Source organism: Butyricimonas paravirosa, from assembly GCF_032878955.1.
Lineage (GTDB): Bacteria > Bacteroidota > Bacteroidia > Bacteroidales > Marinifilaceae > Butyricimonas > Butyricimonas paravirosa.
Window position 1 is genome coordinate 219,762 of record NZ_CP043839.1, and the last position, 24,502, is coordinate 244,263.

Genomic DNA, 24,502 nt, shown 5'->3' on the forward strand with positions numbered 1-24,502 from the left:
GATTGTTTATAATTTTATTGTTATAGAGGCCCCGAATCGAGAGGGTGCCCCGGATTGTCCGGATTTCATGTATTCCGGCAAGTTCTTGCCCACGGGGCTGTTGAACATGTAGCAAAAGAAACTTTTATCCAAAATGTTCTTACCCCACACGTGGAAATCGATGTGTTTACCGGAAATACCCAAATCCATGTTCCAAAGGAAATAGGGATCTTGTTTCATGGTGTTCGCCTCGTCAAAATATTGGGTCCCGAAACCAGTAACAGACGTAGTTGCCGTGAAAGATTTGAATAATAAGGACTTGATTGTCTTGGAATACGATACCCCCGTGTTCATCGTGAATTCCGGGGCCATGACAATTTTATTACCCTCATATTCCTTGGTTAAGTGGTGGTAGTATTCCGAATTACTATATCCTGAGGAAAGGAAATAAACCAATCGTGGCAGACATTCCCAACTTAAATCAATCTCCGCACCGATACTGCGGGCGTCTCCTGCATTCTTGATAATCGGCCCCATCATCTCCATGACGAAGATTTGCTGATCTTTCCAATCAATATAAAAAAGCGCTCCGTTCAAGTTAAACCGTCCATTAGCGCTGAAGTATTTAGCCCCAAGCTCGTAATTCCACAAGGATTCTTTACCATATTCCAGTTCTACAACCTGCGTGGTCATTTCGTTTGAAATGATATTATACCCGCCGGCTTTATATCCTTTAGATATGTTCAAGTAGGTGGATAACTGCTCGTTCCATTTTTGTAGAATGGAAAATTTGGGTAACCAAGCCGCGTAAGAATGGTTTTCATCCCAATCATGATAACCGGTAAACTGGTCTGCGTCGTGAAATAACAAACTGTCCCGGTAGGAGAGAGACGCTTTCTCGTAATCATACCTGATTCCGGAAGTAACGAACATCCCCGGCAAGAGATTTTTCACGGTAACTTGCCCGTATCCGGCAATTCCCCAAGTCGAAGTGTTGTTATAATACGACGCTTGATCCAAATCTAGCGGGAGAAGTAAGTGACGTTCCGTACCAAAAGTGGCTAAGTAATCATTCGTCAGGTCCTTGTAGAAACCGAATGTTCCTAATGTCCAATCGATTTTCTCGCCTTGGGAGGATTGGTAATTAATCTCTTGCGTGATCAGATCCTGTTTCGATTCCTTTTCATTTTGAAATACATCATGATACGTGAAATCGGCATCCAGAACCTGTTTATCTTTAGCCCGGGAATAGGAAGTGATCCAGTTCAACAGAGTTTGAGAAAAATGTTTCTGAATGTTCACGTACGTGGACAATAAATCCCGTTTATAGGATGCGTCTGCGTTATAATTAACCCGATAGCGGTGTGCTTTTAAAGAATCAACGGCATGATAAGCGTAACCATCATCAAAACTATGGTTATAGTTCAGACCAAACGCCACTTTCCATGTTGCATCCGTAAACACGCTTCCCTGGTAACGAATATCGTATGAATCCGACTTGTTCGATTTTCCCCCGGTAAAATCATTCTTGAAATATCCGTCCGTGCGATTATATGCAAAAGATAATTTGTTATACAGGACTTTATTTATAGGCAAATTAGCCATAATCATGTAATTCTGCGAATTATAACTGGAAACACCAGCTTTTGCTTGCAAAGAAAGCTTTGTCGCAGGAGGATTTGTCCGAATATTAATCAAACCGATGATACTGTTCCGACCGTACAAGGTTGTTTGAGGGCCTCGCAGTACTTCTATTTGCCTAATGTCATACAAATCAAATATAAAAGCATTTTTGTCAAAAATTGGAACTCCATCCACGTACAAACCGACGGGTGGAGTCCCGGATACCGTTCCAATTCCACGAACATAGAGCGGAGTTGATAGTTTCAAGCCACCTTCCTGCATGTAGAAATTCGGAACGATTCCCGACAGGTTCCGGAGATCCGGATTATTCTCGTTCAACAAGTTTTTCCCGCTAATCACGCTAAGAGCAACAGGAATCTCGCTAATGGATAATTCCCTCTTTTCAGCCGTAATGACGACTTCTTTCAATTGTTTAATGACACTGAATGTAGAATCATTCGTCTGCACGGTCTCGGACCGTTGCGCAAACAAATGACCGGAAATAAATGTCAATAGCAGAATGCTATATATGATCCGCATTTGATGTTGTTTTAAATTAATATATCCCGTGAATTATTCCACTTTTTCCTCTTAAAGGATTACGACAAGTGGATAGCGGGAGGGGCCCTTAGTGTTAATAATATAAGGTTAGGATCGTCATAGTGACCAAAATAGACATATTGTTTGGTTTTCGATCGATCGTCTGTTATTTTTAAATAAGGAGAGTTTGGAGAGGATATAACCTCCTCGTCTTCCATCGTCTGGCAATAGCATATCTCGTTTTTCCCGATCCGGTATTCGATAATTCTTTCTTGTCCCGGAATACCTTCCGGGAGTCTTATTTCAGTTTGTGCATAGAAACATATCACAAAGAACGCTGAAACAAGCAAATAAACGAATATGTTTGCCGATGGTCCGATAAAAAACATGGTGCAAATCTATAAAATAATTAGATAGGGATGATCAAAATTCTATGTGAACATCACTAATTAGAACTGTTCTAAATTTTTGCAAAATACAATTCGAGATGTTGCATTTATAAAAAAGATAACGATATTTGCACTCGATATAAAATTGTAACGATTACAAATAAGCAATGAATACAGTTGAAGGAACACGGGAGTATTTACTAAAATATAACATCAAACCATCCTTGCAGAGAATGGCAATTATGGATTATTTGATGGCACACCGGGTCCATCCGACGGCTGACGAGATTTATAATGCTTTATATCCGACCATGCCTACTTTGTCTAAAACGACCATATACAATACGATGAAATTGTTCACGGAGCAAGGTGCGGTGAAAGCTCTCGTGATCGATGAAAAAAACGTGCGATTCGATATTGACACGTCGAGTCACGCTCATTTCATGTGCTTGGAATGTGGTTGCGTGTATGATCTTCCGGTTGAAAATCAGGATGCGATACAATTGGAAGGAGTAGGGGAATTGATTATTACAGAAATTCATCTTTATTACAAGGGGTATTGTAAAAAATGCGCCGAAGAGAAAAGAAAAAACATATTATTATAACATTTAAAAAGTGCGTTATGAAAAAATTTATCTGTACCGTATGTGGCTACGTTCATGAAGGAGACGAAGCTCCGGAAATTTGTCCTCAATGTAAACAACCGAAAAGCAAGTTTAAAGAATTAGTTGAAACCGAAGGTGCTTTGACGTTCGTTGACGAACATCGTCTCGGTGTAGCAAAAGGAGTTGATCCTGAAGTTCTCGAAGGATTGAGAGCGCATTTCAACGGGGAATGTTCAGAAGTCGGGATGTATTTGGCTATGAGTCGTCAGGCTGATCGTGAAGGTTATCCGGAGATTGCAGAGGCTTTCAAACGCTATGCTTTTGAAGAGGCAGAGCACGCGGCTAAATTTGCAGAATTATTGGGAGAATGTGTTTGGGATACCAAAACAAACTTGAAAAAACGTATGGAGGCAGAAGCTGGTGCTTGCGAGGATAAAAAACGTATTGCTACTTTGGCTAAAAAATTGGATTTGGATGCTATCCATGATACCGTTCATGAAATGTGTAAAGACGAAGCCCGTCATGGTAAAGGTTTCGAAGGTTTATACAATCGTTACTTCAAGTAATCTATTGTAGGTTATTTTATAAGATTAAAGAGATCGTCAAGGCTTAGACGATCTCTTTTTATTAATAAAATAGTACATTTTTTATACGTATTTTATGTAACTTTACCTTATAAGTTCCCGTAACAACACTCGAAATTGAATTTAACACGGAGAATTGTATGAGAACTTATAGATGCGAAGACGTCACTTTATCAGATAGAGGAATTGATAGTAAAGGTTGGTTGTGTAATCCACAAGAAAAGGGTAAAAAACCGGCAATACTTGTTTTAGGCCCCAAAGATGCCTCGAATAACACGGTATTATTACAATATGCCACGCGATTGGCAAACTATGGTTTTGTCGTTTTAGGAATGGAGGAAACTCAAAATGTAAAAGCAGCCATTGATTATTTGAGTTTGAAAGATGAAGTTGATCCGAATAAAATGTACGCCATGGGAATATGTAACGGAACGAATGAAGTTCTGGCCAGTACAGAAGCGGAAAAACGATTGAAAGCTATCGCTTTAGTGGCAGGATGCTACAAACGCAAAGAGGCATCTCGGGTAAAAGTACCAACAATCGTTATTCACGGAGGTGAAAACGAAAAGGAGTACCAATCCGCTCAACGCGTGTACGACACGATCTGTGCGGAGGAAAAATTAGCGATATGGGAAGGTTCCGTTACTCATGCACAATATTTTGAAGATCCTCTTGTTCTGGATAAAACGGTAAGGAATGTCTTCCGCTGGTTTAAAACACATTGACAATCACACTATATTAGGAAAAAGCCGTCTCTAGTTGATAGAGGCGGCTTTATTGTTAGATTTATCCTTATCTATGGGTTGTAACAACGTTATACTAGGGTTTTACCTATAAACGAGCATATTTGAAAGGCTCACCACCACTTGTAAAAATGATGAATGGCTCCATGTCCATGCCCTATTTGGTACCCGGCAGCCGTTTCTATGGCCCCGTGCAAATAATTCAAGGCTTTTTCCACGGCTATGTTCAAGGGAAAATCATGGGCTAAATAAGAGGCCACGGAGGATGATAAAGAACACCCGGTACCATGTGTATTCGGGGTGATTATTTTCTTTGCCGGATAACGATATTCCAAATCATTCTCACAATCAATTAAAACATCTGTTATCTCTTCACATTCCAAGTGTCCGGCTTTTAATAAGACATTGCGAGCGCCGATATTCTTCAATGCAGGAATGGAAAGATATAAATCTTCCTGAGAGCGTATTTTCTTTCCGGAGAGAATTTCTATCTCGTAAAGGTTGGGAGTGATCACGGTAGCCAACGGGAATAATTCCTTTTGCATCACGGCAATGGCCTCTTGCTGCACAAGCAGATCGCCTGAGGTTGCCACCATTACCGGGTCCACGACAACGTGCTTGATCGGGTAATCGGCTAATACTCTCGTGACGGCTTGAATCACTTCCACGGAATGTAACATACCAATTTTTACCGCATCCACACCAATATCGTCTAAACAAGCCCTAATCTGGGTCTCTATGACATTCACGGGAAGAGGTTCAATGGCTCTCACACCTAATGTATTTTGAGCTGTTACGGCTGTAATGGCGGTCATGGCGAAACACCCGCAGGCGGAGATCGCTTTCAAGTCTGCTTGAACTCCGGCACCACCACCGCTATCGGAACCGGCTATAGATAATACTCTCTTGTAGGTTTTCATGACAAATAAAAGGTTTAGAATGATCGGGCATATAACACGAAGATCGTCGGGCGTTTATTTATATCCGGTTTCACGTGTTTCCAATCCTTTATTAACATGGTTTTTATGTATTCATTTTCTGTCGTAATATCACAGGCTATCGTGAGGCGTGTCGTGGGAGACAAGGTGGCTATCATATCCTCGAATAATTGCACGTTCCGATAGGGGGTCTCTATAAATAATTGTGTCCGGTTCTCCACGGCAGATTGTTTCTCGTAAGTTTTCAATGTTTTAATGCGTTCAGGCTTAGCAATGGGTAAATAACCATTAAACGAGAAGTTTTGCCCGTTAGCCCCGGAGGCTATCAGAGCCAATAAAATAGAAGAGGGACCCACTAAAGGAATTACCTGATAATCGTGTTTATGGGCTAATGCTACCAATTCGGCTCCCGGATCTGCAATACCGGGACATCCGGCCTCGGAGATAATCCCCATATCTTGATCGGCCAGATAGGGGAGATAGGTTTCAATATCTTTTATGTCCGAATGTTCATTCAGGTCTAAAAAAACGAGTTCATCAATATTTATCGCTTTATCTATTTTCTTTAAATAACGACGGGTATTTTTCACGTTTTCAGTTGCAAAAACTTTGATATTCTTAATGATATGAACTACATCATCAGGAATAACCCGCTCTATCGGTGTCTCCCCAAGTAAATTGGGGATCAAATATAATTTTCCCATAATAAAATGTTTGGGGCAAATATACAGGATTATTCCGAATCTTATTATTTTTGCATGACACAATAAAACGTTCTGTATGGAATTTTCGATGTCAGAATATAATTATTTTTCAGTCTTCAACAGATGAGAGTAACGATTTTAGGAAGTGGAACTTCACAAGGGGTTCCCGTTATTGCTTGCGAATGTCCTGTTTGTCAATCTACGGATGAGAATGACAAGCGTTTAAGGAGTTCTGCCATGATTGATCTTGGGGATAAAAAACTAATTATAGACGCGGGACCTGATTTCCGAACACAGATGCTACGGGCGGGTGTAAAGGACGTGACAGCTTTGCTGCTGACACATGAACACAAAGACCATATCGGGGGACTGGACGATATTCGGGCTTTTAACTGGGTCAAAAATGGCGAGGTAGACATCTACTGTAACCAGAGAACGAAAGACGTTATCAGTAAGGATTATGACTACGCTTTCGCAGCATTCCGTTATCCCGGTGTACCTGAAATGAACATTCACGTGATAGGTGAAGCCCCATTCTGGATTGGGGATATTAAAATAGAACCTATTACGGTGATGCACTACAAGCTCCCCGTGACGGCATTTCGTATTGATAACTTCGCTTATATCACGGATGCGAATTTCATATCGGAGGCAAGTATGAAAAAACTGAAAGGCGTCGAATACATGGTGATTAATGCCTTACGTAAAGAAGTCCACCTTTCTCACTTTACGCTGAATCAAGCCATTGATGTAGTGAAAACCTTACACGTGAAACAGGCCTACATCACGCATATCGGTCATCAGATGGGATTGCACGAAGAGGTCTCGCGGGAATTACCTGAAAATATACAACTGGCTCATGATATGTTATCATTTGAGTTCTAAAATCTTATTACTCGCTCCGGTTTCCTTTTTGTTAAATGCTTGCTGAAAGGCAAGAGTGAATGTGAATAAAAAAGGACTTAAAATTTCCGTTAATCCACTGTTTTTATTACATTTGTGGGATTTTAGTAATATAGGGGTGAAATTTAGAATAATGCCCTATAAAACAATGCGTTAATAGTGTAATTTAATATTATAAATGGAAAACGTCGGAGAAAAAATTATCAAGATCAACATCGAGGAGGAGATGAAATCTTCGTACATTGACTATTCAATGTCGGTGATTGTGTCGCGTGCATTACCTGATGTTAGGGACGGTTTGAAACCGGTACAGAGAAGGGTATTATATGGAATGAGCGAATTGGGTGTTACGTCTGGTAAACCATTCAAAAAGTCAGCGAGAATTGTCGGAGAGGTACTCGGAAAGTACCACCCTCATGGTGATAGCTCGGTTTACATGGCGATGGTACGTATGGCTCAAAGTTGGTCTTTACGTTATCCGCTGGTTGACGGACAAGGAAACTTCGGTTCCGTGGATGGAGATAGCCCCGCGGCAATGCGTTATACTGAGGCTCGTTTGATGAAGGTAACCGAGGACACGTTGGTGGATTTGGATAAGGATACCGTGGACATGATTCCGAACTTCGACGAATCATTAAAAGAACCCAGCGTTCTACCCACTAAAATTCCGTTGTTACTCGTGAATGGTGCCTCAGGTATTGCGGTTGGAATGGCTACTAATATGCCTCCCCACAATCTGCGTGACACGATCGATGCTATTTGTGCTTATATTGATGACCGGGATATTGAAATAGATGACTTGATCCGGATCATAAAAGCTCCGGATTTCCCCACGGGAGGAACAATTTACGGGTATGCCGGGGTGAAAGAGGCATATCACACGGGAAGAGGTCGCGTGGTTGTGCGTTCGAAAACATCCGTGGAGACAACTCCTCATGGCCGGGAAAAACTGATCGTTCACGAAATTCCTTATATGGTCAACAAGGCAGAATTGATTTCTCGCATTGCTGATCTGGTGAACGAGAAAAAAATAGATGGTATCTCTAATATCAATGACGAATCCGACCGTAGCGGTATGCGTATCGTTATTGATTTGAAAAAAGATGCTATTGCCAATGTCGTACTGAATACATTATTAAAACATACGGCTCTTCAAACTTCTTTCGGGGTGAACAACATCGCGCTCGTGGGAGGTAGACCCCGTTTGTTGAATTTGAAGGACTTGATCCGGTTATTCGTGGAACATCGTCATGATGTCATTACACGGCGTACTCAATTTGAATTAAAGCAAGCGGAAGATCGGGCTCACATTCTGGAAGGTTTGATCATTGCCAGTGATCATATTGACGAAGTAATCCGGATTATCCGGGCATCTAAAACTCCGGAGGAAGCGAAGAATAATTTGATTGAACGTTTCTCCTTGACGGAGGTACAAGCTCGTGCTATCGTTGAAATGAGATTACGTCAACTAACAGGTCTGGAGCAAGATAAGCTAAGAGCCGAGTATGACGACATCATGAAATTGATCGAGCATTTGAAAGAAATTCTAGCTAGTTTAGAATTAAGAATGCAAATTATCAAAGATGAGCTACTTCAGGTGAAAGCTCAATATAACGATGAGCGTAAAACAGACATCGTTTATGCCTCTGAAGAATTCAACCCGGAAGATTTTTATGCCGATGAAGAAATGGTAATCACTATTTCTCACATGGGATACATCAAGCGGACTCCGCTATCCGAATATAAGGTTCAAAATCGCGGGGGAGTAGGTTCGAAAGGATCTGCCACGAGAGATGAAGATTTTCTTGAACACATGATTATGGCCACGATGCATAACACCATGTTGTTCTTCACTGAAAAAGGAAAATGTTTCTGGCTGAAAGTATGGGAAATCCCGGAAGGAACTAAACAATCCAAGGGTAGAGCTATCCAGAATTTATTGAATATCGAGCCGGATGATAAGGTGAAGGCTTATATCAACATCCTCAATTTGAAAGATGAAGAGTATATCAATAATAACTATATTGTATTATGCTCGAAACAAGGTATTGTGAAAAAAACGACCTTGGAAGCCTACTCTCGTCCGAGAGCGAATGGTGTGAATGCAATTACAATTAAAGACGGGGATCAACTGTTGGATGCAAAAATGACCAATGGTAAATGTGACATCATGATAGCGGTCAAATCCGGTAAAGCCATCCGTTTCCCGGAAGAAAAAGTTCGTCCGATGGGTAGAACTGCATCCGGGGTAAAGGGTATCTCGCTGGATAACGAAGGAGACGAGGTAATCGGTATGATTTGCATTGAATCCGGTAAATCCGACGTGTTGGTCGTGTCTGAAAATGGATATGGAAAACGTTCCAGTATCGAGGATTATCGTATCACCAATAGAGGTGGTAAGGGTGTTAAGACCATCAACATGACGGAAAAAACAGGTAACCTGATCGCCTTGCTTGACGTTACGGATGAAGATAACTTGATGATTATTAACAAGTCAGGATTGACGATAAGACTGGATGTTAGTACCTTGAGAGTTATGGGACGTAACACGCAGGGAGTGAGATTAATTAATTTGAGAAATGATGATGCTATTGCAGCAGTAGCGAAAGTATCCGCTTCGAAAGAAGAGAATCTTCCGGAAGAAGGGCAGGAGGGAACAGAAGTAGCAGATTCGAATGATGAAGAATAATTATTTACACATGATATCTAATTGGAACACAAATTTTTAACGTATGAAAAAACTATCTTTTATCATTGCCCTTCTGCTTTGCGTGAATATATCTTTCGCGCAAAAGGGGAAAGTAACATCGGCTGTTAGCTTTTTCACGCAGGGAAAGCTGGATAAAGCGAAAGAGCTGATAGATGAAGCTATTGGCCATGAGAATTGCGTAAACTGGGCGAAAGCTTATATGGTTAGAGGACAAATCTATCAAGCGATCTTCGAAACTCAGGATGAGAATTACAAAAAACTCTCCAAAGATCCGTTAAGTGTAGCTTGGGACTCGTATCAAAAAGTTATCCAACTGGACGATAAGAATAAATTCGAGAAAGATTTAAAGACCCAGTATGCTAACTTGGTTATAGACTTTACTAACCAAGGTGTTGTTTGTTACAATCAAGGAATGAAAACAGATGATACCAAAGATTTTAAAGATGCTGTAAACAATTTTAAACGAGTATTGGAAATCAATGAATCCCCGTTAGGAACACAAAAAGTAGACACGACCGTCATCTATAATGCTGGAGTTGCTGCACACAAAGCCGGAGACCTAGATGAAGCAATTAAATTCTATAAGAAATCTCTGGAATTGAATTATGAAGCCGGAAAGATTTACGCGATGGTGGCAAATATCCTTCTAGGACAAAGCCGTGCCGCTAATGAGGCCGGAGATTCTGTTACTGGAAAAGCAAAACAGGAAGAAGCTGTTAATTTTTTACATGAAGGACACAAATTGTATCCGGATGATAACTATATGCTGGTTGAGTTAATCAACTATTACTTGATGGGTGATACTCCGGCTAAAGCTGAAGAGTTCCTGGATGCTGCCATTAAACAAGAGCCGAATAAAGCTGAATATTACAGAGCTAAAGGATCTTTATACGAAAAATTAAATCAACCAGAAAAGGCTGAGGCAATGTATATCAAGACTTTGGAACTGAATCCGAATGATTTCTTCGCACAATATAACTTGGGTAACATTCATTTGAACCGGGTTATTGAAGATCATAAAGTTGTACAGGATATCGTTGATGCAAAGGAATATAACGCTGCCTTGGATAAGGTTATGGAGAAATATGAGGCTGTAATTCCTTATTTTGAAAAAGCATTGGAATTAAATCCTAATGACAAGAATACGTTGACTACGTTGAAAGAATTATATTTCCGCTTGAGAACAAAAAATAAAGTTTATCAAGAGAAGTATGACAAGACAATGGAGGCTTTGAATAGCTTGTAAATATCACAAGAAGAAGGAGATATATAACACTCCTTCTTCTTTTTTATATGCAATAGTTTACATAACGTTAATTATGAGACAAATATTATAATAGAAGAAAAGAGTACTTTTTCTTTTCATGATCCTCTAAAAGTTACTATATTTGTAAGTTACAAAATAAATATTTCATTCATCTAAGAAAATTATTCATGCAAAATAAAGTTGTAATTATTACAGGAGCTTCTTCTGGCATAGGTAAAGCGCTTGTTTATGAATTTGCAAAACGTGGAGCAAAAATTGCCATGGGAGCTCGGAATTTGGATGAATTACAGAAAATCGAGACAGATTTAAAATCTCGGGGTATTGATGCCCTTTCCGTTCAAACGGATGTTACTCGGGAGTTGGATTGTAAAAATCTGGTTGAGAAAACAGTTGAACGATTTGGTAAAATTGATGTTCTTGTAAACAATGCCGGAATATCCATGCGTGCGCTATTTGAAGATTTGGAACTGGATGTCATCCGGCGTTTAATGGATGTGAATTTTTGGGGAACGGTTTATTGTACCAAATTTGCTCTACCTTATATATTAAAAACAAAAGGTAGTTTAGTCGGAATTATCTCTGTTGCCGGTTTCTTGGGACTACCCGGAAGAACCGGATATTCTGCTAGTAAATTTGCCGTGCGCGGATTCTTGAATACATTGCGAGTTGAGAATTTAAAGAAAGGATTGCATGTTCTTGTTGCCGCTCCGGGATTCACGGCGTCTAACATACGAAAAACAGCTTTAGTAGCAGACGGACATCAACAAGGCGATAGCCCGCGGGCAGAAAATAAAATGATGAGTGCAGAAAGATGCGCTCAAATAATTGTAAATGGTGTTGTGAAACGCAAACGGGAAATTGTGATGACACTGGTTGAAGGAAAAATATCCGTGTTTTTAAGCAAGTGGTTCCCTAGCCTGTTGGATAAACTTGCTTACAGCCACATGGCTAAAGAACCTGATTCACCGTTTAAATAACGAAAAAAAGCACATGAGGAATCTTGTACTTATTACTTTTATATTTCTATTATCTATAAATTCCCTTTTTGCCCAAAAGAGAGAACATATACGTGTTGTGCCTAAATTGTCACATTCTTACGTGTTACCATTGAAACATAACAAGAGAGATTCTCTTTATCATACACGGCCTCAACTCAAGTATATTTATTTACGCCATAAAAATCAACATATTGATGATCCGCTTGTTCGTTATGCATTGGATAACTTGAAGAAAGAAAGAATGAAATATTATGAGTTATACAAGGCCATCAACACGTTAAGTGATTACGCTGAAAACGAACATATTAAATATATGCTCAATTACGTGAGAAACTACTTTGAAACGGTACAGGCAAAAGAAGAGGCGATTCGTCAAATTGAAGATCGTATTAAAAGAGACAGTGTCGATTTTTATAAAGAACACCCGGAAGATTCCGTACAATACGATAAACTGTTGAACCAGAACTTGAAAGCCTTACTCTCTTTTATGGATCAGGACGTGAATTATCAATGGTTGAAGGAGAAAAGTCGTGATTCCGTACAAATCACCTTACTATCAGCCTCTAATCGTCCTAAAAACTTGTGGCTTAATACCGGTAAAACACAATATTATCGTTTTATGGCAGAGAATTTTATTGGTGACACCATAGGAACCTGGGTGAAGGTAATGCCGCGAGGAAATCAACTGAAATTCTTCCTGGATGAAAATGTTTATCAATATCAGAAATATTCAGAGCCTAAAGAAATTGTTGAGGAATGTCTTCTGGAAGCCCCTGACTCAATGTATTTTGTACTATCGGAAATGAAAATTGGAAAAATAACCAAAAGGCGCTGGATGTACTATTCTGACGTAACCTTCTCTTTCGGACAAGGTTTTATCAGTAGTAACTGGGCCAGTGGCGGTGAAAACTCTCTGTCAATTCTCTCCGATATAAAGTATTTTGCAACATATAAAAAGAATAACACAACGTGGGAAAACTCGATCCGTTATCGTCTGGGAGCCTTAAAAAGCGGTAGCGAAGATTTGAGTAAAAATGAAGATAAGTTGGAGCTCCAATCGAAACTGGGAATAAAGGCTTTTAAACATTGGAATTACGCCACACAGTTCGATATGAATACAGTGTTGTTCAAGACAAAGAATAATCCCGATAAAGAGGTTATTGCAGCCTTTTTGACTCCGGGAAATTTTACCTTATCTCTAGGTTTGGACTATAAACCCAAAAATAACATTTCTTTATACCTGTCCCCTATCGCCGGACAATGGGTATATATGCGTGATACAAACCTCGTTGCTCCCAGCCGTTACGGTTTAGAAATAGGGAAAAAATTTAAAAGTGATGCGGGTGCTAAAATTGAATTGAAAAACCAGCATGAACTTTTCAAGTTCTTGAAAATAGACAATCATCTGATTATATTTTCCAGTTATTATGAACAACCGGAAAAATTGACATTAGACTGGCGGTTAACGCTGAACTTTAAAATCAATTATTTCATGCAGACTTCCGTCTATGCTAATGCTGTTTATAACCAGAATGATTCGAAAAAGATACAATTGAAACAAACATTAAACTTAGGAGTATATTTTAGATTTTAAAGCATATGATGAATTTTGAATCCTGTGAGATCAATAATATCGTGATCCATGACATCGGCAATAAATACGAGGATGGAAAATTACGTCTCTCCGAATCTTGCTTTTTACCGGATGATATGGATGTTCACAACCTACTTAAAAGCTATTTTCTTGCACCTTTTAAGAAGGACGCCTATTACCGGTTTGCACCTATTGAAGATAATTTATATCACAATCTGGTGTACAATGCGGTTAATTCTATTTTCGAGGATAACACGAATTTTTACGAGGCTTCGTTGAATATCGCTCAACATTTATTCGACCAGTCAAACCATCCAAACATAAAAGCCGGAGAGTTATACATGGTCCATTTCAAGAATTGCGTGCTGGAAGAAGGCCCTTGTGATGCCATCGGTATTTTTAAATCAGAAACGAAAGATACTTTCTTGAAAATTATCATGAATGATAATAGCTATCAACTGGAAAGTGAATCGGGTATTAATATCAAAAAATTAGATAAAGCTTGCTTGGTCTTCAATGTCGAGAGTGAAAACGGTTACCGGGTAAGTATTTTGGACAAGACAAACTCCACGGAGGCTGTTTACTGGACGACCGATTTCTTGGGATTGGAACAATGCGAAGATAACTATTTCCAGACATCCAATTACTTGAAACTCTGCAAAGATTTTGTTCAAGAGGTTTATAATCAGGAAAATGACATTCCCAAAGCAGACCAAATCGATATGCTTAACCGTTCGATTGATTATTTCAAAAAAGCGGATACTTTCAATGAAAACTTGTTCAAAGAAGAAGTTGTTTCCGATCCGCAGATTATCGATGCTTTTGAGAATTTCAAAAACTATTATGAAGAAAAGAACGAACTCGCGTTAAAAGACCAGTTTGATGTATCAAATAGTGCGGTAAAAGACGAAAAAAGATACTTTAAACACGTGTTGAAATTGGACAAGAACTTTCACGTTTATATTCACGGACAAAAAAAATACATCGAGAAAGGGTATGACTCGGACCGGGATATGAATTATTACAAGCTGTATTTTAGAGAAGAAAACTAACACTTCCTGCCTATGAATAAAAAAATCAGGAGATTTGTTATCATATTAGGAGTACTGGCAATAATCTTTCTCGCTTGTGTGGGATTGGGATATTATTATATTTTAGCTCCAAACACGAGTGTCAAAGATGACGGTATTGTTTACTTGCGCGATAGTAGCACTATATCACAAGTGATTGATACCTTGCGACGGCACGGGTACATCGAAAATGCACACACCCCCAGCGTGGTTGCCAGACTCAAACGTTTTTCTTCACCCGTGAAACCCGGAAGGTATAAAATTCAGGATGGGATGAATAATAACGAGTTGATCAATATGTTCCGTTCCGGTAATCAATACCCGGTTTACTTCACGTTTAATAATATGCGAACGCTGGCTGAATTTGCCGAGGAAGCTCATGAAGAATTAGGTACTTCCAAAGAAGAATTGCTAACGCTGCTGAAAGATTCTGATGTGCTTGCCGATTTAGGATTTGATTCTACCACGATCATGGCCATGTTTATCCCGAATACCTATCAGATCTATTGGAATACCCCGGCTCTTGATTTGTTGAAACGAATGAAAAGAGAATACCATCGTTTCTGGAATGAAGACCGAATGGCAAAAGCATCTGCAATTGGGCTTTCCCCGGAAGAAGTGATCACGTTAGCCTCTATCATCGAAGAAGAGACCGTGAAACCGGAAGAATACCCAGTCATCGCCGGCGTTTACATCAATCGGTTGAACCGGGGAATTAAATTGGATGCTTGCCCGACACTGAAATTCGTGTTGGGAGATTTCACGATAAGCCGTATATTGGATCGTTACTTGAAGATCGATTCCCCTTATAATACGTATATGTACGCCGGACTTCCCCCGGGACCGATCCGGATGGCTTCCATCAAGGTCATTGATAGCGTGTTGAATTATCAAAAACATGATTATCTGTATTTCTGCGCTAAAAGTGACTTTTCCGGGTATCATAATTTTTCGAAAACACTTCGGCAGCATAATATTTATGCCCGGGAGTACCATCAAGAATTGAATAAACGGAAAATCTGGAGGTAAATGAAAGATTCTGAGATTGCTGATATTGAGACCAAGTGATTGAAAACAAGCGTTAGATCATGGGTGTGAATCACTTAATCTATAATCGCTAAATCACGAAATTAATAGGATCTAAAATCTAAAATGGTAAATTTCTTTGTAAATCCGAAGGAAAGTAGTAACTTTGCGGGCGATAAATAAATTTATATTACATTAATGTATTAATAAACAATCAGTTATGTTGAATCATTACGAAACCGTTTTCATCACAACTCCCGTTTTATCTGAAATACAGGTAAAGGAAGCGGTAGAAAAATTCAAGGCTGTTATTACCGAAAATGGCGGTAATATCGAGCACGAGGAGGCTTGGGGTCTACGCAAGCTGGCTTATCCAATCCAAAAGAAAACGACAGGTTTTTATCACTTAATCCAATTCGAAGGAGAAGGTACTCTAGTTGACAAACTGGAAACTTCTTACAGACGTGACGAAAAAGTGATTCGTTTCTTGACGTTCAGATTAGACAAGTATGCTTACGAGTATGCATTGAAAAGAAGAGCTAAAAATCAAGTAAAACAAGAGGAGAAATAAGCCATGGCACAGAACGAAAGCGAAATTAGATATTTAACCCCCCCAACGGTTGAAATCAAAAAGAAAAAGTACTGTCGATTCAAAAAAGCAAAAATCAAATTCATCGACTACAAGGATCCGGAATTTTTAAAGAAATTCTTGAATGAACAAGGAAAGATTCTTCCTAGAAGAATTACCGGGACTTCTGTAAAGTACCAAAAGAAAGTAGCAACCGCTGTGAAGAGAGCAAGACATCTTGCTTTGTTGCCCTACTTAACCGACTTGATGAAATAATTTTAAGGAAGGAGGACACAAATGGAGATAATATTATTGACAGATATAGCAAACTTAGGACATAAGGATGACATCGTTGATGTAAAACAAGGTTACGGACGTAACTACCTTATCCCTCAAGGTTACGCTATTTTAGCAACACCTTCAGCAAGAAAAGTTGTTGCAGAAAATTTAAGACAAAGAGCTCACAAAGAAGCTAAACTGAAAGCAGAGGCAGAAGAAATAGCAGCACAATTAGCTGAGGTTAAACTTACTATCGGAGCTAAAACCAGCTCTACCGGTAAGATCTTCGGTTCTGTTAACAGCATCATGATTTCTGAAAGTTTGAAGGAGAAAGGTTTCGACATCGACCGGAAGAAGATCGTGCTGAAAGATGTAAAAGAGATTGGAACTTACACCGCTCTTATCAAACTTCACAGAGAAGTGAAAGTTGATGTTGAGTTCGAAGTAGTTTCCGAATAATTAAAACGAGTCATTAACAAGACTTAAACGTATTTCCAAACATATTCCAAACGCTAAAAGCACCCCCAAAGGGTGCTTTTTTTGCGAAAAGTCTTATCTTTGTATATATTTTGGAAGGACATATATGAGTAAGCAGAGCATTGAGTTGAAAGGAGTACGGGTTCACAACCTGAAAAATATAGATCTGAATATCAAGTTAAACCAGTTTGTCGTGATTACCGGAGTTTCCGGAAGTGGTAAATCTTCACTGGCTTTTGACACGTTATATGCAGAAGGACAAAGACGTTACGTTGAAAGCTTGTCTTCCTATGCGCGTCAGTTTTTGGGAAGATTGAATAAACCGGAATGTGACTACATTAAAGGAATCCCGCCTGCCGTGGCGATCGAGCAAAAAGTGAATACCTCGAACCCGCGTTCAACCGTGGGGACATCCACGGAACTTTACGATTATATCAAACTGTTGTATGCCAGAATCGGTAAAACCTACTCCCCTATTTCGGGTGAAGAAGTTAAGCGTCATAGCGTGGATGATATTTACTCGTATATTTTGGAAGGGCATACCGATCAGACGGTTGTTATCATGGCAAAATTAGCCGAGACAACAAATGAAAATCTTCCTCTTTTGATTAGTCAGGGATTCTCGCGAATAAAATACGGAGATGAGTTTATACGAATTTCCGACTTGATCGAGAAAAATATTCCGGTAGACACTTCGAAAGAGATGTTTCTCGTGATAGACCGGACCCGGATAAATGACGAGAAAGACACGGTATCCCGGATCAAGGATTCCGTTGAGACGGCTCTTTACGAGGGAAACGGTACTTGCTACATTGATATTGATGGAGTAACACGTTCGTTCTCAAATAAATTCGAGGCCGATGGTATTGAATTCCAAATACCGACCATTAACACGTTCAGCTTTAACTCCCCCATCGGAGCTTGTCCGAAATGTGAGGGATACGGGAAGATACTCGGGATCGACGAGGATCTCGTGGTCCCCAACAAATCATTAAGTGTTTACGATGATGCGGTTATGTGCTGGCGGGGAGAAAAAATGAGCGAGTGGAAACATTTTTTCGTACAACACGCTCACAAGATAAATTTTCCGGTACATACCCCTTATTTTGAGCTGACGGCCAAGGAGAAAGATCTTCTTTGGAATAGTGAAAACGGGATATACGCATTTTTTGAATACCTAGAGTCCAAAAAGTTTAAAATACAGAACCGTGTAATGATTGCCCGATACACGGGAAAGACCAAATGTCCGGTGTGTCACGGGACTCGTTTGAAAAAAGAAGCCACGTACGTGAAAATAAACAACCGGTCCATCACGGAACTCGTGGATATGCCCATCTCGGAACTGAAAGTCTATTTTGACCATCTTCAGTTATCCGAACACGATAAGACGATTGCCGCACGAGTCCTTCCGGATATTCATAACCGGATTGATTTTCTATTGGATGTTGGTCTTGGATACTTGACGCTAAATCGTCTATCCTCTTCATTATCCGGTGGAGAGTCGCAACGTATCAATCTGGCGACTTCGTTGGGTTCAGCTCTTGTCGGTTCCTTGTATATCTTGGATGAGCCGAGTATCGGGTTACATTCCCGGGATACGGATCGCTTGATACAGGTACTTCATCGTCTTCGTGATATTGGTAACACCGTGGTAGTAGTCGAACATGACGAGGATATTATTAAAGCCGCGGATGAAATTATTGATGTTGGTCCCTTGGCCGGGAGATTGGGTGGAGAAATCGTGTACCAGGGAACACTGAAAAACTTGAAGAAAGCGGACACTCTTACGGCAGATTATATATATGGAAAAAAGAATATTCCTGTTCCGGCAAAAAGGAGAAAATCAAATCGTTACATACTCCTTTCCGGTGCCACAGAAAATAACCTTAAGAATATTGATGTCAAAATTCCTTTGGGGATAATGACAGCCGTGACCGGGGTCAGTGGGTCAGGCAAGAGTACATTGATCAAGACAATTCTGGTTCCAGCTTTGAAAAAATATTATGGAGACTATTCCGACCGTACAGGAAGTTTCAACCGCTTGAGCGGGGACGTGGATTCTATTCATGGAGTGGAATTTATTGACCAGAATCCGATTGGTAAATCTTCTCGTTCTAACCCGGTTACTTACCTGAAAGCGTGGGATGATATACGTAAAATATTTGCTGACGAAAAATTATCTAAATTGAACGGGTTCAAGCCGGCTCATTTTTCTTTCAACGTACCGGGAGGTCGCTGTGAAGAATGTCAGGGGGAAGGAATCATCAAGGTCGAGATGCAATTTATGGCAGATGTCTACTTGGAATGTGAACATTGTAAAGGAAAACGTTTCAAGGATGAAGTTCTGGAAGTAAAATACAAGGGCCTGAATATATACGATATTTTAGAGATGACCGTGAACCAGGCAGTTGAATTTTTCTCTTCCGGGACAAGTCATAGTGAGCGCAGTATCGTTAGCAAACTGCAAAAATTAATCGATGTAGGTTTGGGATATATAAAATTAGGCCAGGCATCCAGCACGTTGAGCGGTGGAGAGAGCCAGCGAGTAAAACTGGCTTACCATCTTAGCCAGGAAAACGCGGAACCTACCCTTTTCGTGTTTGATGAACCGACCACGGGATTACATTTTCATGATATTCATAAATTGATGGATTCTCTGAATGCCTTGATAGAGCGAGGACACACGGTACTAATTATTGAACACAACATGGATGTGATCAAATGTGCCGATAATATTATAGATTTGGGACCGGAAGGAGGAAGTGAAGGCGGGTATCTCGTTTTCGAGGGTACACCGGAGGAATTGATAACGTGTGAAGCCTCTTATACCGGGAAATATCTTGCAGAGAAATTGCAGGAGAATAAATAACAGATATTGCTCATTTGGAATATTTAAATATGAAGAAGTTAATAGATTTCACTGTTACTGAGAACAAAAGATTAAATCACGACACCATTTTGCTGGTGTTACATTCGGATGAATTGCCTGAAATTCAGCCGGGACAATTCGTGAACGTGCGGGTGGATCATTCTCCCTCGACTTTTTTAAGAAGACCGATCTCCGTGCATGACGTGGATGAATCACGCGGGTTACTTTACCTTTTTATCAAAATCGTGGGATGTGGAACATCAACTTTGGGCGAACTACAAATTGGTGATAAAGTGAACGTGATGCTACCTCTTGGTAATCATTTTTCTATCCCGACTTCCGGTAGACCTTTGCTTATCGGTGGTGGTTGCGGGGTGGCTCCCATGTTGCATTTGTCCCGGATCATGAAAGCACAGGGTTTATCGCCTATCGTGTTGATTGGTACCCGAACAGATAAAGATATTCTTCGGAAAGAAGAGTACGAAAAATATGCCACGGTATACTATACAACTGAAGATGGTTCCTTCGGGGAAAAAGGATATGTCACGCAACATTCTGTTTTGAAAGAAAAATTTGATCATATCTATTGTTGTGGTCCGGAAGTGATGATGAAAGCAGTTGCGGGGTATGCGAACCAGAATAACATCAATTGTGAAGTATCCTTGGAAAACACGATGGCTTGCGGTATTGGAGTATGCCTCTGTTGTGTAACCGACACGAAAGAAGGTCACAAATGCGTGTGTACGGAAGGTCCTATTTTCAATATAAAAGATTTAAAATGGCAGATTTAAATATAAATATCAACGGCTTACCCCTGAAAAATCCCGTGTTGACAGCATCCGGAACTTTCGGGTATGGAACTGAATTCCAGGATTTTATTGATTTAGAACGTTTAGGTGGATTCATCGTGAAAGGAACAACGTTAAAACATCGTGAAGGAAACCCTTATCCCCGGATGGCCGAAACTCCTTCCGGAATGTTGAATGCCGTGGGATTACAGAATAAAGGTGTAGACTATTTCATCGAGCATATTTACCCGACGATAAAAGACATAAACAATAATATACTGGTGAATGTATCCGGTTCAACTATTTCCGATTATGTTGCCACGGCAGAAAAAATCAACGCTTTGGATCATATCCCGGCAATCGAACTGAATATTTCTTGTCCTAACGTGAAAGAAGGTGGTATGGCTTTCGGAACAAGTTGTGTTTCAGCGGCTGAGGTTGTCAAGGAAGTTCGGAAAGTCTACAAAAAACACTTGATGGTTAAATTATCTCCTAATGTCACGAGTATACAGGAAATTGCCTTGGCTGTGGAAGGAGTTGGTGCAGATTCTGTATCACTCATCAACACGTTGATGGGAATGGCTGTCAATGTAAAAACTCGAAAACCTGTATTGAGTACAGTTACAGGAGGATTGAGCGGTCCCTGCGTGAAACCTGTCGCACTTCGTATGGTTTGGCAAGTTGCCAAAGTCGTGAAAATTCCAGTAGTTGGTTTGGGGGGAATAAGTTGCGCCAATGACGCGATAGAATTCTTATTGGCCGGAGCCTCGGCCATACAGATCGGTACGGCAAACTTTATCGATCCGACAGTAACGATAAAAGTGATTGATGGAATTAACGATTACCTGGATCAGAACGGTTTTAAGTCTGTAAAGGAAATTATTGGCTTGATATAAAAAATAGAAAACAAAAGAAGGTGAGTCAAAAGTCCGTTCGATTTTATGGATTTTTGACTCATTCTCTTTATTCTTTCTCATAGTCCTCAAAACTGCCATCTTCAAAAAATAATATAATCCGTTTTATTTTTTTTGTCTGTTTCGTTAAAGACCTGACGGATGTTATCGGATCTCTTGTTTCTTCTGATTTTACATTTTTATCGGACATAATAGGTGCATTTTGTTTTTCCGTCGGTTCCATGTCAAATAACGTAGGCTCGGTTACTACCGGATTTTTTTCTTCTTGTATAGGAGAATTATCCATTGATCCGTTTCCTGTGATTAACCAAGTCAGATTGAGATCCGGAAATGTTTTAGCTATATTATTGATAATATCAAAACCGGGTTTATTCCTACCTGCAAGAATATGGGAAATTGTAGAGGCATTTACTCCAATCATGGCGGCAAACTTTGTTGCGGTCAACCCTCTTTTCTCGATAATTTGATTCAAACGTTCTTGCATAGGTCTGTTATTTTGTAAAATCAAGAGTTACAAATGTAATCATTCGTGCCGAGAAATCAAAATTACATTTGTAATTACTGTGAGTTACAAATGTAATCAATGATTCATGATGATATATGTCAATTTATATTCTATGGTTGTAATATACTTGTTATCAACATGATTCATAGTATTTATATCTTTTTATTGTGCCGCTTATGTCATGAGACATACTAATTATTAATAATCAATAACTTACACATGTTCGTGACAGTGAACAGTACTTATACTTAAACTTTATGTTAGAGTTTAATAACCACTGAATATTAGTGTGTTATAATTTAAATTTAAATCTAATTAACAACGGACATATTCTGAATTCGTTATTATGGTTAAATCATCATTAAATATAAACATCATATATTATGCGTTTATTTATTGGAATTCAATATTATAGATTGATTTGTTTACAACTGTTAACCCGTGAAACACCTTGAGCTAGCTGACACTTGTAATGATTACATTTGTGTACTCCTCTCCCCTTTTTGCGACAGTACGTACATTACAAATGTAACACATAGCTTTCGTCACAACGACTTTACAAATGTAATTTTCCTCTATTTTGTTATATTCAACAAAAACTCTACATTTGAGAAATAAAAAAATATAGTCATGAATATACCAGAGAAATTAATCGAATTAAGACGCATTATGGATCGAGAAAATATTGCGGCTTATATCATATCCGGAACAGATCCTCACAATAGCGAATATCTTCCCGCTCCATGGCAACAGAGAAAATGGATTTCCGGTTTTACCGGGTCATATGGTACTGTTGTGGTCACGAAAAACGAGGCTGGATTGTGGACTGACACCCGCTATTTTATTCAAGCAGAGAAAGAATTGGACGGTTCCGGCATAAAACTCCATAAATTGCGTATTCCCGGTGCTGTCGATTATCCTCAATGGTTGACTGAAGTACTTGAATCTGGAACTAAAGTAGGAATTGATGGCTTTTGTATGTCTGTTAGTGATGTACGTAACCTGAAAAATGCATTAAGCCCTAAAAATATAACTATCCAGGAACAAATAGATTTGCTGGGAGAAATGTGGTTTGATCGTCCGGCTCTTCCCGTGGAGAAAATAATTCGTTTGGATACAAAATATGTCGGGGAATCTGCCGGAGAACGAATAGGTAAAATTCGAGAGTTTATACGCGATAATCATGGTGACGCCATATTATTCAGTTGTTTGGATGAAATTGCCTGGTTATATAATATTCGTTGTAACGATATTGCTTATAACCCGGTAGCCATTTCTTACGCCATTGTAGAAAAGGATAAAGCTCATTTATTCATCAAATTAGACAAGATTTCTCAAGAAATAGCACAACAATTGGCAGAAGATGGGATCGAGTTACATGATTACCATCATTTGTTCCTCTTTCTGGATGAACAGAATAAAGAAAACACGTATTTCATTGATACTAATACTTGCAACTATGCTGTTTTTAATCATCTGGCGAAAAAATTCGAGGTACGTGAAATCGAATCACCTATTCCCTTACTGAAGGCTGTAAAAAATACAACCGAGTTGGATGGATTTAGATTAGCTTGCCGGAAAGATGGAGTTGCGTTATCTAAATTCTATTATTGGCTGGAAAATAGATTATCACAACAACCTATAACAGAACTGGAAGCAGCAGAACAATTAACTCGGTTCCGCTCTCAGGATAAAGAATACGTGTCGGATAGTTTTGGGTGTATTTCTGCCTATGGTCCTAATGCAGCCCTACCACATTATTCCGCAACCCCGGAACAACAATCGGAAATACATCCCAAAGGATTATATCTCGTGGATTCCGGTGCTCAATATATGCACGGCACGACGGACATAACCCGTACGATGCCACTGGGAGAACTGACAGAATTGGAAAAAGAGGATTACACGCTTGTTTTAAAGGGTATGATTGATCTTAGTATGCTATATTTTCCGAAAGGATCGAAAGGATGTAACATTGATATAGTTGCCAGGTTGCCATTGTATATGAACCTTAGGAATTTTGGACATGGAACCGGACATGGTGTAGGATATTTTCTCAATGTACACGAGGGACCGCAATCTATTCGCCCGGATTTAAAGAATCAAGAAATGTTGCCGGGTATGGTAACCTCTAACGAACCGGGATTGTACCGGGAAGGTTTACATGGAATCCGTCACGAGAACTTGATCGTGTGCCAGCCCAAAGCGGTGAATGAATTTGGAGAATTCTATCAATTTGAAACAATAACTCTTTGTTATTTCGACACTTCAGTCCTATTAATTCAACTTTTAAATCAAAATGAAATCGATTGGTTAAATGCTTACAACGAACGGGTTTATCAAGAAGTATCTCCTTATCTTGAAGAACAGGAAAGGGTTTGGTTGCGAAATAAGACAAAAGCAATTTGATAAGAATTGAGCGAGAGTTT

Annotated in this window: 22 protein-coding genes; 17 read left to right on the plus strand and 5 right to left on the minus strand. The window is 39.5% G+C overall.

The window, feature by feature from the left end:
* Positions 1–6: 6 nt before the first annotated feature.
* Together F1644_RS00855 and F1644_RS00860 are read right to left on the minus strand one after the other, a co-directional pair.
* A complete protein-coding gene (locus F1644_RS00855; protein ID WP_118302388.1) occupies positions 7–2,142 on the minus strand; it encodes a TonB-dependent receptor in 2,136 nt (711 codons plus the stop codon).
* Between the two features lie 59 nt (positions 2,143–2,201).
* On the minus strand, positions 2,202–2,531 hold the full coding sequence (locus F1644_RS00860) for a hypothetical protein (protein WP_140402556.1): 330 nt from the start codon (positions 2,529–2,531) through the stop codon (positions 2,202–2,204).
* 167 nt (positions 2,532–2,698) lie between these two features.
* On the opposite strand from F1644_RS00860, the gene F1644_RS00865 reads away from it, so the two are divergent.
* From F1644_RS00865 to F1644_RS00875, 3 genes are all read left to right on the plus strand, one after another.
* Positions 2,699–3,136 (plus strand): Fur family transcriptional regulator, encoded by a 438-nt coding sequence (locus tag F1644_RS00865; protein WP_118302386.1) that lies wholly within the window; start codon positions 2,699–2,701, stop codon positions 3,134–3,136.
* 17 nt (positions 3,137–3,153) lie between these two features.
* Entirely contained in the window at positions 3,154–3,702 is a 549-nt protein-coding gene (locus tag F1644_RS00870) for an NADH peroxidase (protein WP_087420221.1), read from the plus strand.
* Between the two features lie 158 nt (positions 3,703–3,860).
* Positions 3,861–4,445, plus strand: coding sequence for an alpha/beta hydrolase (locus tag F1644_RS00875; RefSeq protein ID WP_118302384.1), 585 nt, complete (start codon positions 3,861–3,863; stop codon positions 4,443–4,445).
* Between the two features lie 131 nt (positions 4,446–4,576).
* On the opposite strand, the gene thiD is transcribed toward F1644_RS00875, so the two are convergent.
* Complete coding sequence (thiD, locus tag F1644_RS00880; RefSeq protein WP_118302382.1) at positions 4,577–5,383, minus strand: bifunctional hydroxymethylpyrimidine kinase/phosphomethylpyrimidine kinase; 807 nt, start codon at positions 5,381–5,383, stop codon at positions 4,577–4,579.
* A gap of 14 nt (positions 5,384–5,397) precedes the next feature.
* Positions 5,398–6,105 (minus strand): SAM-dependent methyltransferase, encoded by a 708-nt coding sequence (locus tag F1644_RS00885; protein ID WP_209279499.1) that lies wholly within the window; start codon positions 6,103–6,105, stop codon positions 5,398–5,400.
* A 123-nt stretch (positions 6,106–6,228) separates the two neighbouring features.
* On the opposite strand from F1644_RS00885, the gene F1644_RS00890 reads away from it, so the two are divergent.
* The 13 genes from F1644_RS00890 to F1644_RS00950 all read left to right on the plus strand — a co-directional run bounded on the left by F1644_RS00890 (position 6,229) and on the right by F1644_RS00950 (position 21,550).
* Entirely contained in the window at positions 6,229–6,990 is a 762-nt protein-coding gene (locus F1644_RS00890; protein WP_118302380.1) for an MBL fold metallo-hydrolase, read from the plus strand.
* Between the two features lie 196 nt (positions 6,991–7,186).
* A complete protein-coding gene (gene gyrA, locus F1644_RS00895; protein ID WP_118302378.1) occupies positions 7,187–9,697 on the plus strand; it encodes a DNA gyrase subunit A in 2,511 nt (836 codons plus the stop codon).
* 43 nt (positions 9,698–9,740) lie between these two features.
* Positions 9,741–10,964 carry a tetratricopeptide repeat protein gene (locus F1644_RS00900; RefSeq protein WP_027202448.1) on the plus strand — a complete coding sequence of 408 codons (1,224 nt, stop codon included), beginning with the start codon at positions 9,741–9,743 and terminating at the stop codon, positions 10,962–10,964.
* 188 nt (positions 10,965–11,152) lie between these two features.
* Positions 11,153–11,962 (plus strand): SDR family oxidoreductase, encoded by an 810-nt coding sequence (locus tag F1644_RS00905; protein ID WP_087420226.1) that lies wholly within the window; start codon positions 11,153–11,155, stop codon positions 11,960–11,962.
* Between the two features lie 97 nt (positions 11,963–12,059).
* Complete coding sequence (locus tag F1644_RS00910; protein ID WP_270546299.1) at positions 12,060–13,577, plus strand: DUF3078 domain-containing protein; 1,518 nt, start codon at positions 12,060–12,062, stop codon at positions 13,575–13,577.
* Between the two features lie 5 nt (positions 13,578–13,582).
* On the plus strand, positions 13,583–14,629 hold the full coding sequence (locus F1644_RS00915; RefSeq protein WP_087420228.1) for a nucleoid-associated protein: 1,047 nt from the start codon (positions 13,583–13,585) through the stop codon (positions 14,627–14,629).
* A gap of 12 nt (positions 14,630–14,641) precedes the next feature.
* Positions 14,642–15,676 (plus strand): endolytic transglycosylase MltG, encoded by a 1,035-nt coding sequence (gene mltG, locus F1644_RS00920; protein ID WP_118302374.1) that lies wholly within the window; start codon positions 14,642–14,644, stop codon positions 15,674–15,676.
* 220 nt (positions 15,677–15,896) lie between these two features.
* Positions 15,897–16,244, plus strand: coding sequence for a 30S ribosomal protein S6 (rpsF, locus tag F1644_RS00925; RefSeq protein WP_027202443.1), 348 nt, complete (start codon positions 15,897–15,899; stop codon positions 16,242–16,244).
* 3 nt (positions 16,245–16,247) lie between these two features.
* Positions 16,248–16,517, plus strand: a complete 270-nt coding sequence (gene rpsR / locus F1644_RS00930; protein WP_018336357.1) for a 30S ribosomal protein S18 — start codon at positions 16,248–16,250, stop codon at positions 16,515–16,517.
* A gap of 21 nt (positions 16,518–16,538) precedes the next feature.
* The gene (rplI, locus tag F1644_RS00935; protein ID WP_087420231.1) at positions 16,539–16,979 is read left to right on the plus strand and encodes a 50S ribosomal protein L9; all 441 of its coding nucleotides are present in this window, start codon (positions 16,539–16,541) and stop codon (positions 16,977–16,979) included.
* Between the two features lie 124 nt (positions 16,980–17,103).
* Positions 17,104–19,866: an excinuclease ABC subunit UvrA gene (gene uvrA, locus F1644_RS00940; protein ID WP_118302372.1), complete on the plus strand. Its 2,763-nt coding sequence runs from the start codon at positions 17,104–17,106 to the stop codon at positions 19,864–19,866.
* A 29-nt stretch (positions 19,867–19,895) separates the two neighbouring features.
* Entirely contained in the window at positions 19,896–20,657 is a 762-nt protein-coding gene (locus F1644_RS00945) for a dihydroorotate dehydrogenase electron transfer subunit (protein ID WP_118302370.1), read from the plus strand.
* Positions 20,645–21,550, plus strand: coding sequence for a dihydroorotate dehydrogenase (locus F1644_RS00950; protein WP_118302368.1), 906 nt, complete (start codon positions 20,645–20,647; stop codon positions 21,548–21,550). Before F1644_RS00945 ends, F1644_RS00950 begins: the two co-directional genes overlap by 13 nt.
* Positions 21,551–21,617: 67 nt before the next feature.
* Here the strand turns inward: F1644_RS00950 and F1644_RS00955 are convergent, their stop codons facing one another.
* Positions 21,618–22,052, minus strand: a complete 435-nt coding sequence (locus F1644_RS00955) for a helix-turn-helix domain-containing protein (protein ID WP_118302366.1) — start codon at positions 22,050–22,052, stop codon at positions 21,618–21,620.
* Between the two features lie 651 nt (positions 22,053–22,703).
* On the opposite strand from F1644_RS00955, the gene F1644_RS00960 reads away from it, so the two are divergent.
* Complete coding sequence (locus F1644_RS00960; protein ID WP_118302364.1) at positions 22,704–24,482, plus strand: aminopeptidase P family protein; 1,779 nt, start codon at positions 22,704–22,706, stop codon at positions 24,480–24,482.
* Positions 24,483–24,502 lie beyond the last annotated feature (20 nt).

What these genes read in the sequence shown, in the direction of transcription:
- F1644_RS00960 (WP_118302364.1), top strand. Translation starts at nt 22,704, where the DNA reads ATGAATATACCAGAGAAATTAATCGAATTAAGACGCATTATGGATCGA.
- F1644_RS00855 (WP_118302388.1), bottom strand. Translation starts at nt 2,142, where the DNA reads ATGCGGATCATATATAGCATTCTGCTATTGACATTTATTTCCGGTCAT.
- rpsR (WP_018336357.1), top strand. Translation starts at nt 16,248, where the DNA reads ATGGCACAGAACGAAAGCGAAATTAGATATTTAACCCCCCCAACGGTT.
- F1644_RS00905 (WP_087420226.1), top strand. Translation starts at nt 11,153, where the DNA reads ATGCAAAATAAAGTTGTAATTATTACAGGAGCTTCTTCTGGCATAGGT.
- F1644_RS00890 (WP_118302380.1), top strand. Translation starts at nt 6,229, where the DNA reads ATGAGAGTAACGATTTTAGGAAGTGGAACTTCACAAGGGGTTCCCGTT.
- F1644_RS00945 (WP_118302370.1), top strand. Translation starts at nt 19,896, where the DNA reads ATGAAGAAGTTAATAGATTTCACTGTTACTGAGAACAAAAGATTAAAT.
- rplI (WP_087420231.1), top strand. Translation starts at nt 16,539, where the DNA reads ATGGAGATAATATTATTGACAGATATAGCAAACTTAGGACATAAGGAT.
- F1644_RS00915 (WP_087420228.1), top strand. Translation starts at nt 13,583, where the DNA reads ATGATGAATTTTGAATCCTGTGAGATCAATAATATCGTGATCCATGAC.
- F1644_RS00875 (WP_118302384.1), top strand. Translation starts at nt 3,861, where the DNA reads ATGAGAACTTATAGATGCGAAGACGTCACTTTATCAGATAGAGGAATT.
- F1644_RS00865 (WP_118302386.1), top strand. Translation starts at nt 2,699, where the DNA reads ATGAATACAGTTGAAGGAACACGGGAGTATTTACTAAAATATAACATC.
- F1644_RS00955 (WP_118302366.1), bottom strand. Translation starts at nt 22,052, where the DNA reads ATGCAAGAACGTTTGAATCAAATTATCGAGAAAAGAGGGTTGACCGCA.
- mltG (WP_118302374.1), top strand. Translation starts at nt 14,642, where the DNA reads ATGAATAAAAAAATCAGGAGATTTGTTATCATATTAGGAGTACTGGCA.
- F1644_RS00950 (WP_118302368.1), top strand. Translation starts at nt 20,645, where the DNA reads ATGGCAGATTTAAATATAAATATCAACGGCTTACCCCTGAAAAATCCC.
- uvrA (WP_118302372.1), top strand. Translation starts at nt 17,104, where the DNA reads ATGAGTAAGCAGAGCATTGAGTTGAAAGGAGTACGGGTTCACAACCTG.
- F1644_RS00900 (WP_027202448.1), top strand. Translation starts at nt 9,741, where the DNA reads ATGAAAAAACTATCTTTTATCATTGCCCTTCTGCTTTGCGTGAATATA.
- gyrA (WP_118302378.1), top strand. Translation starts at nt 7,187, where the DNA reads ATGGAAAACGTCGGAGAAAAAATTATCAAGATCAACATCGAGGAGGAG.
- F1644_RS00860 (WP_140402556.1), bottom strand. Translation starts at nt 2,531, where the DNA reads ATGTTTTTTATCGGACCATCGGCAAACATATTCGTTTATTTGCTTGTT.
- thiD (WP_118302382.1), bottom strand. Translation starts at nt 5,383, where the DNA reads ATGAAAACCTACAAGAGAGTATTATCTATAGCCGGTTCCGATAGCGGT.
- F1644_RS00870 (WP_087420221.1), top strand. Translation starts at nt 3,154, where the DNA reads ATGAAAAAATTTATCTGTACCGTATGTGGCTACGTTCATGAAGGAGAC.
- F1644_RS00885 (WP_209279499.1), bottom strand. Translation starts at nt 6,105, where the DNA reads ATGGGAAAATTATATTTGATCCCCAATTTACTTGGGGAGACACCGATA.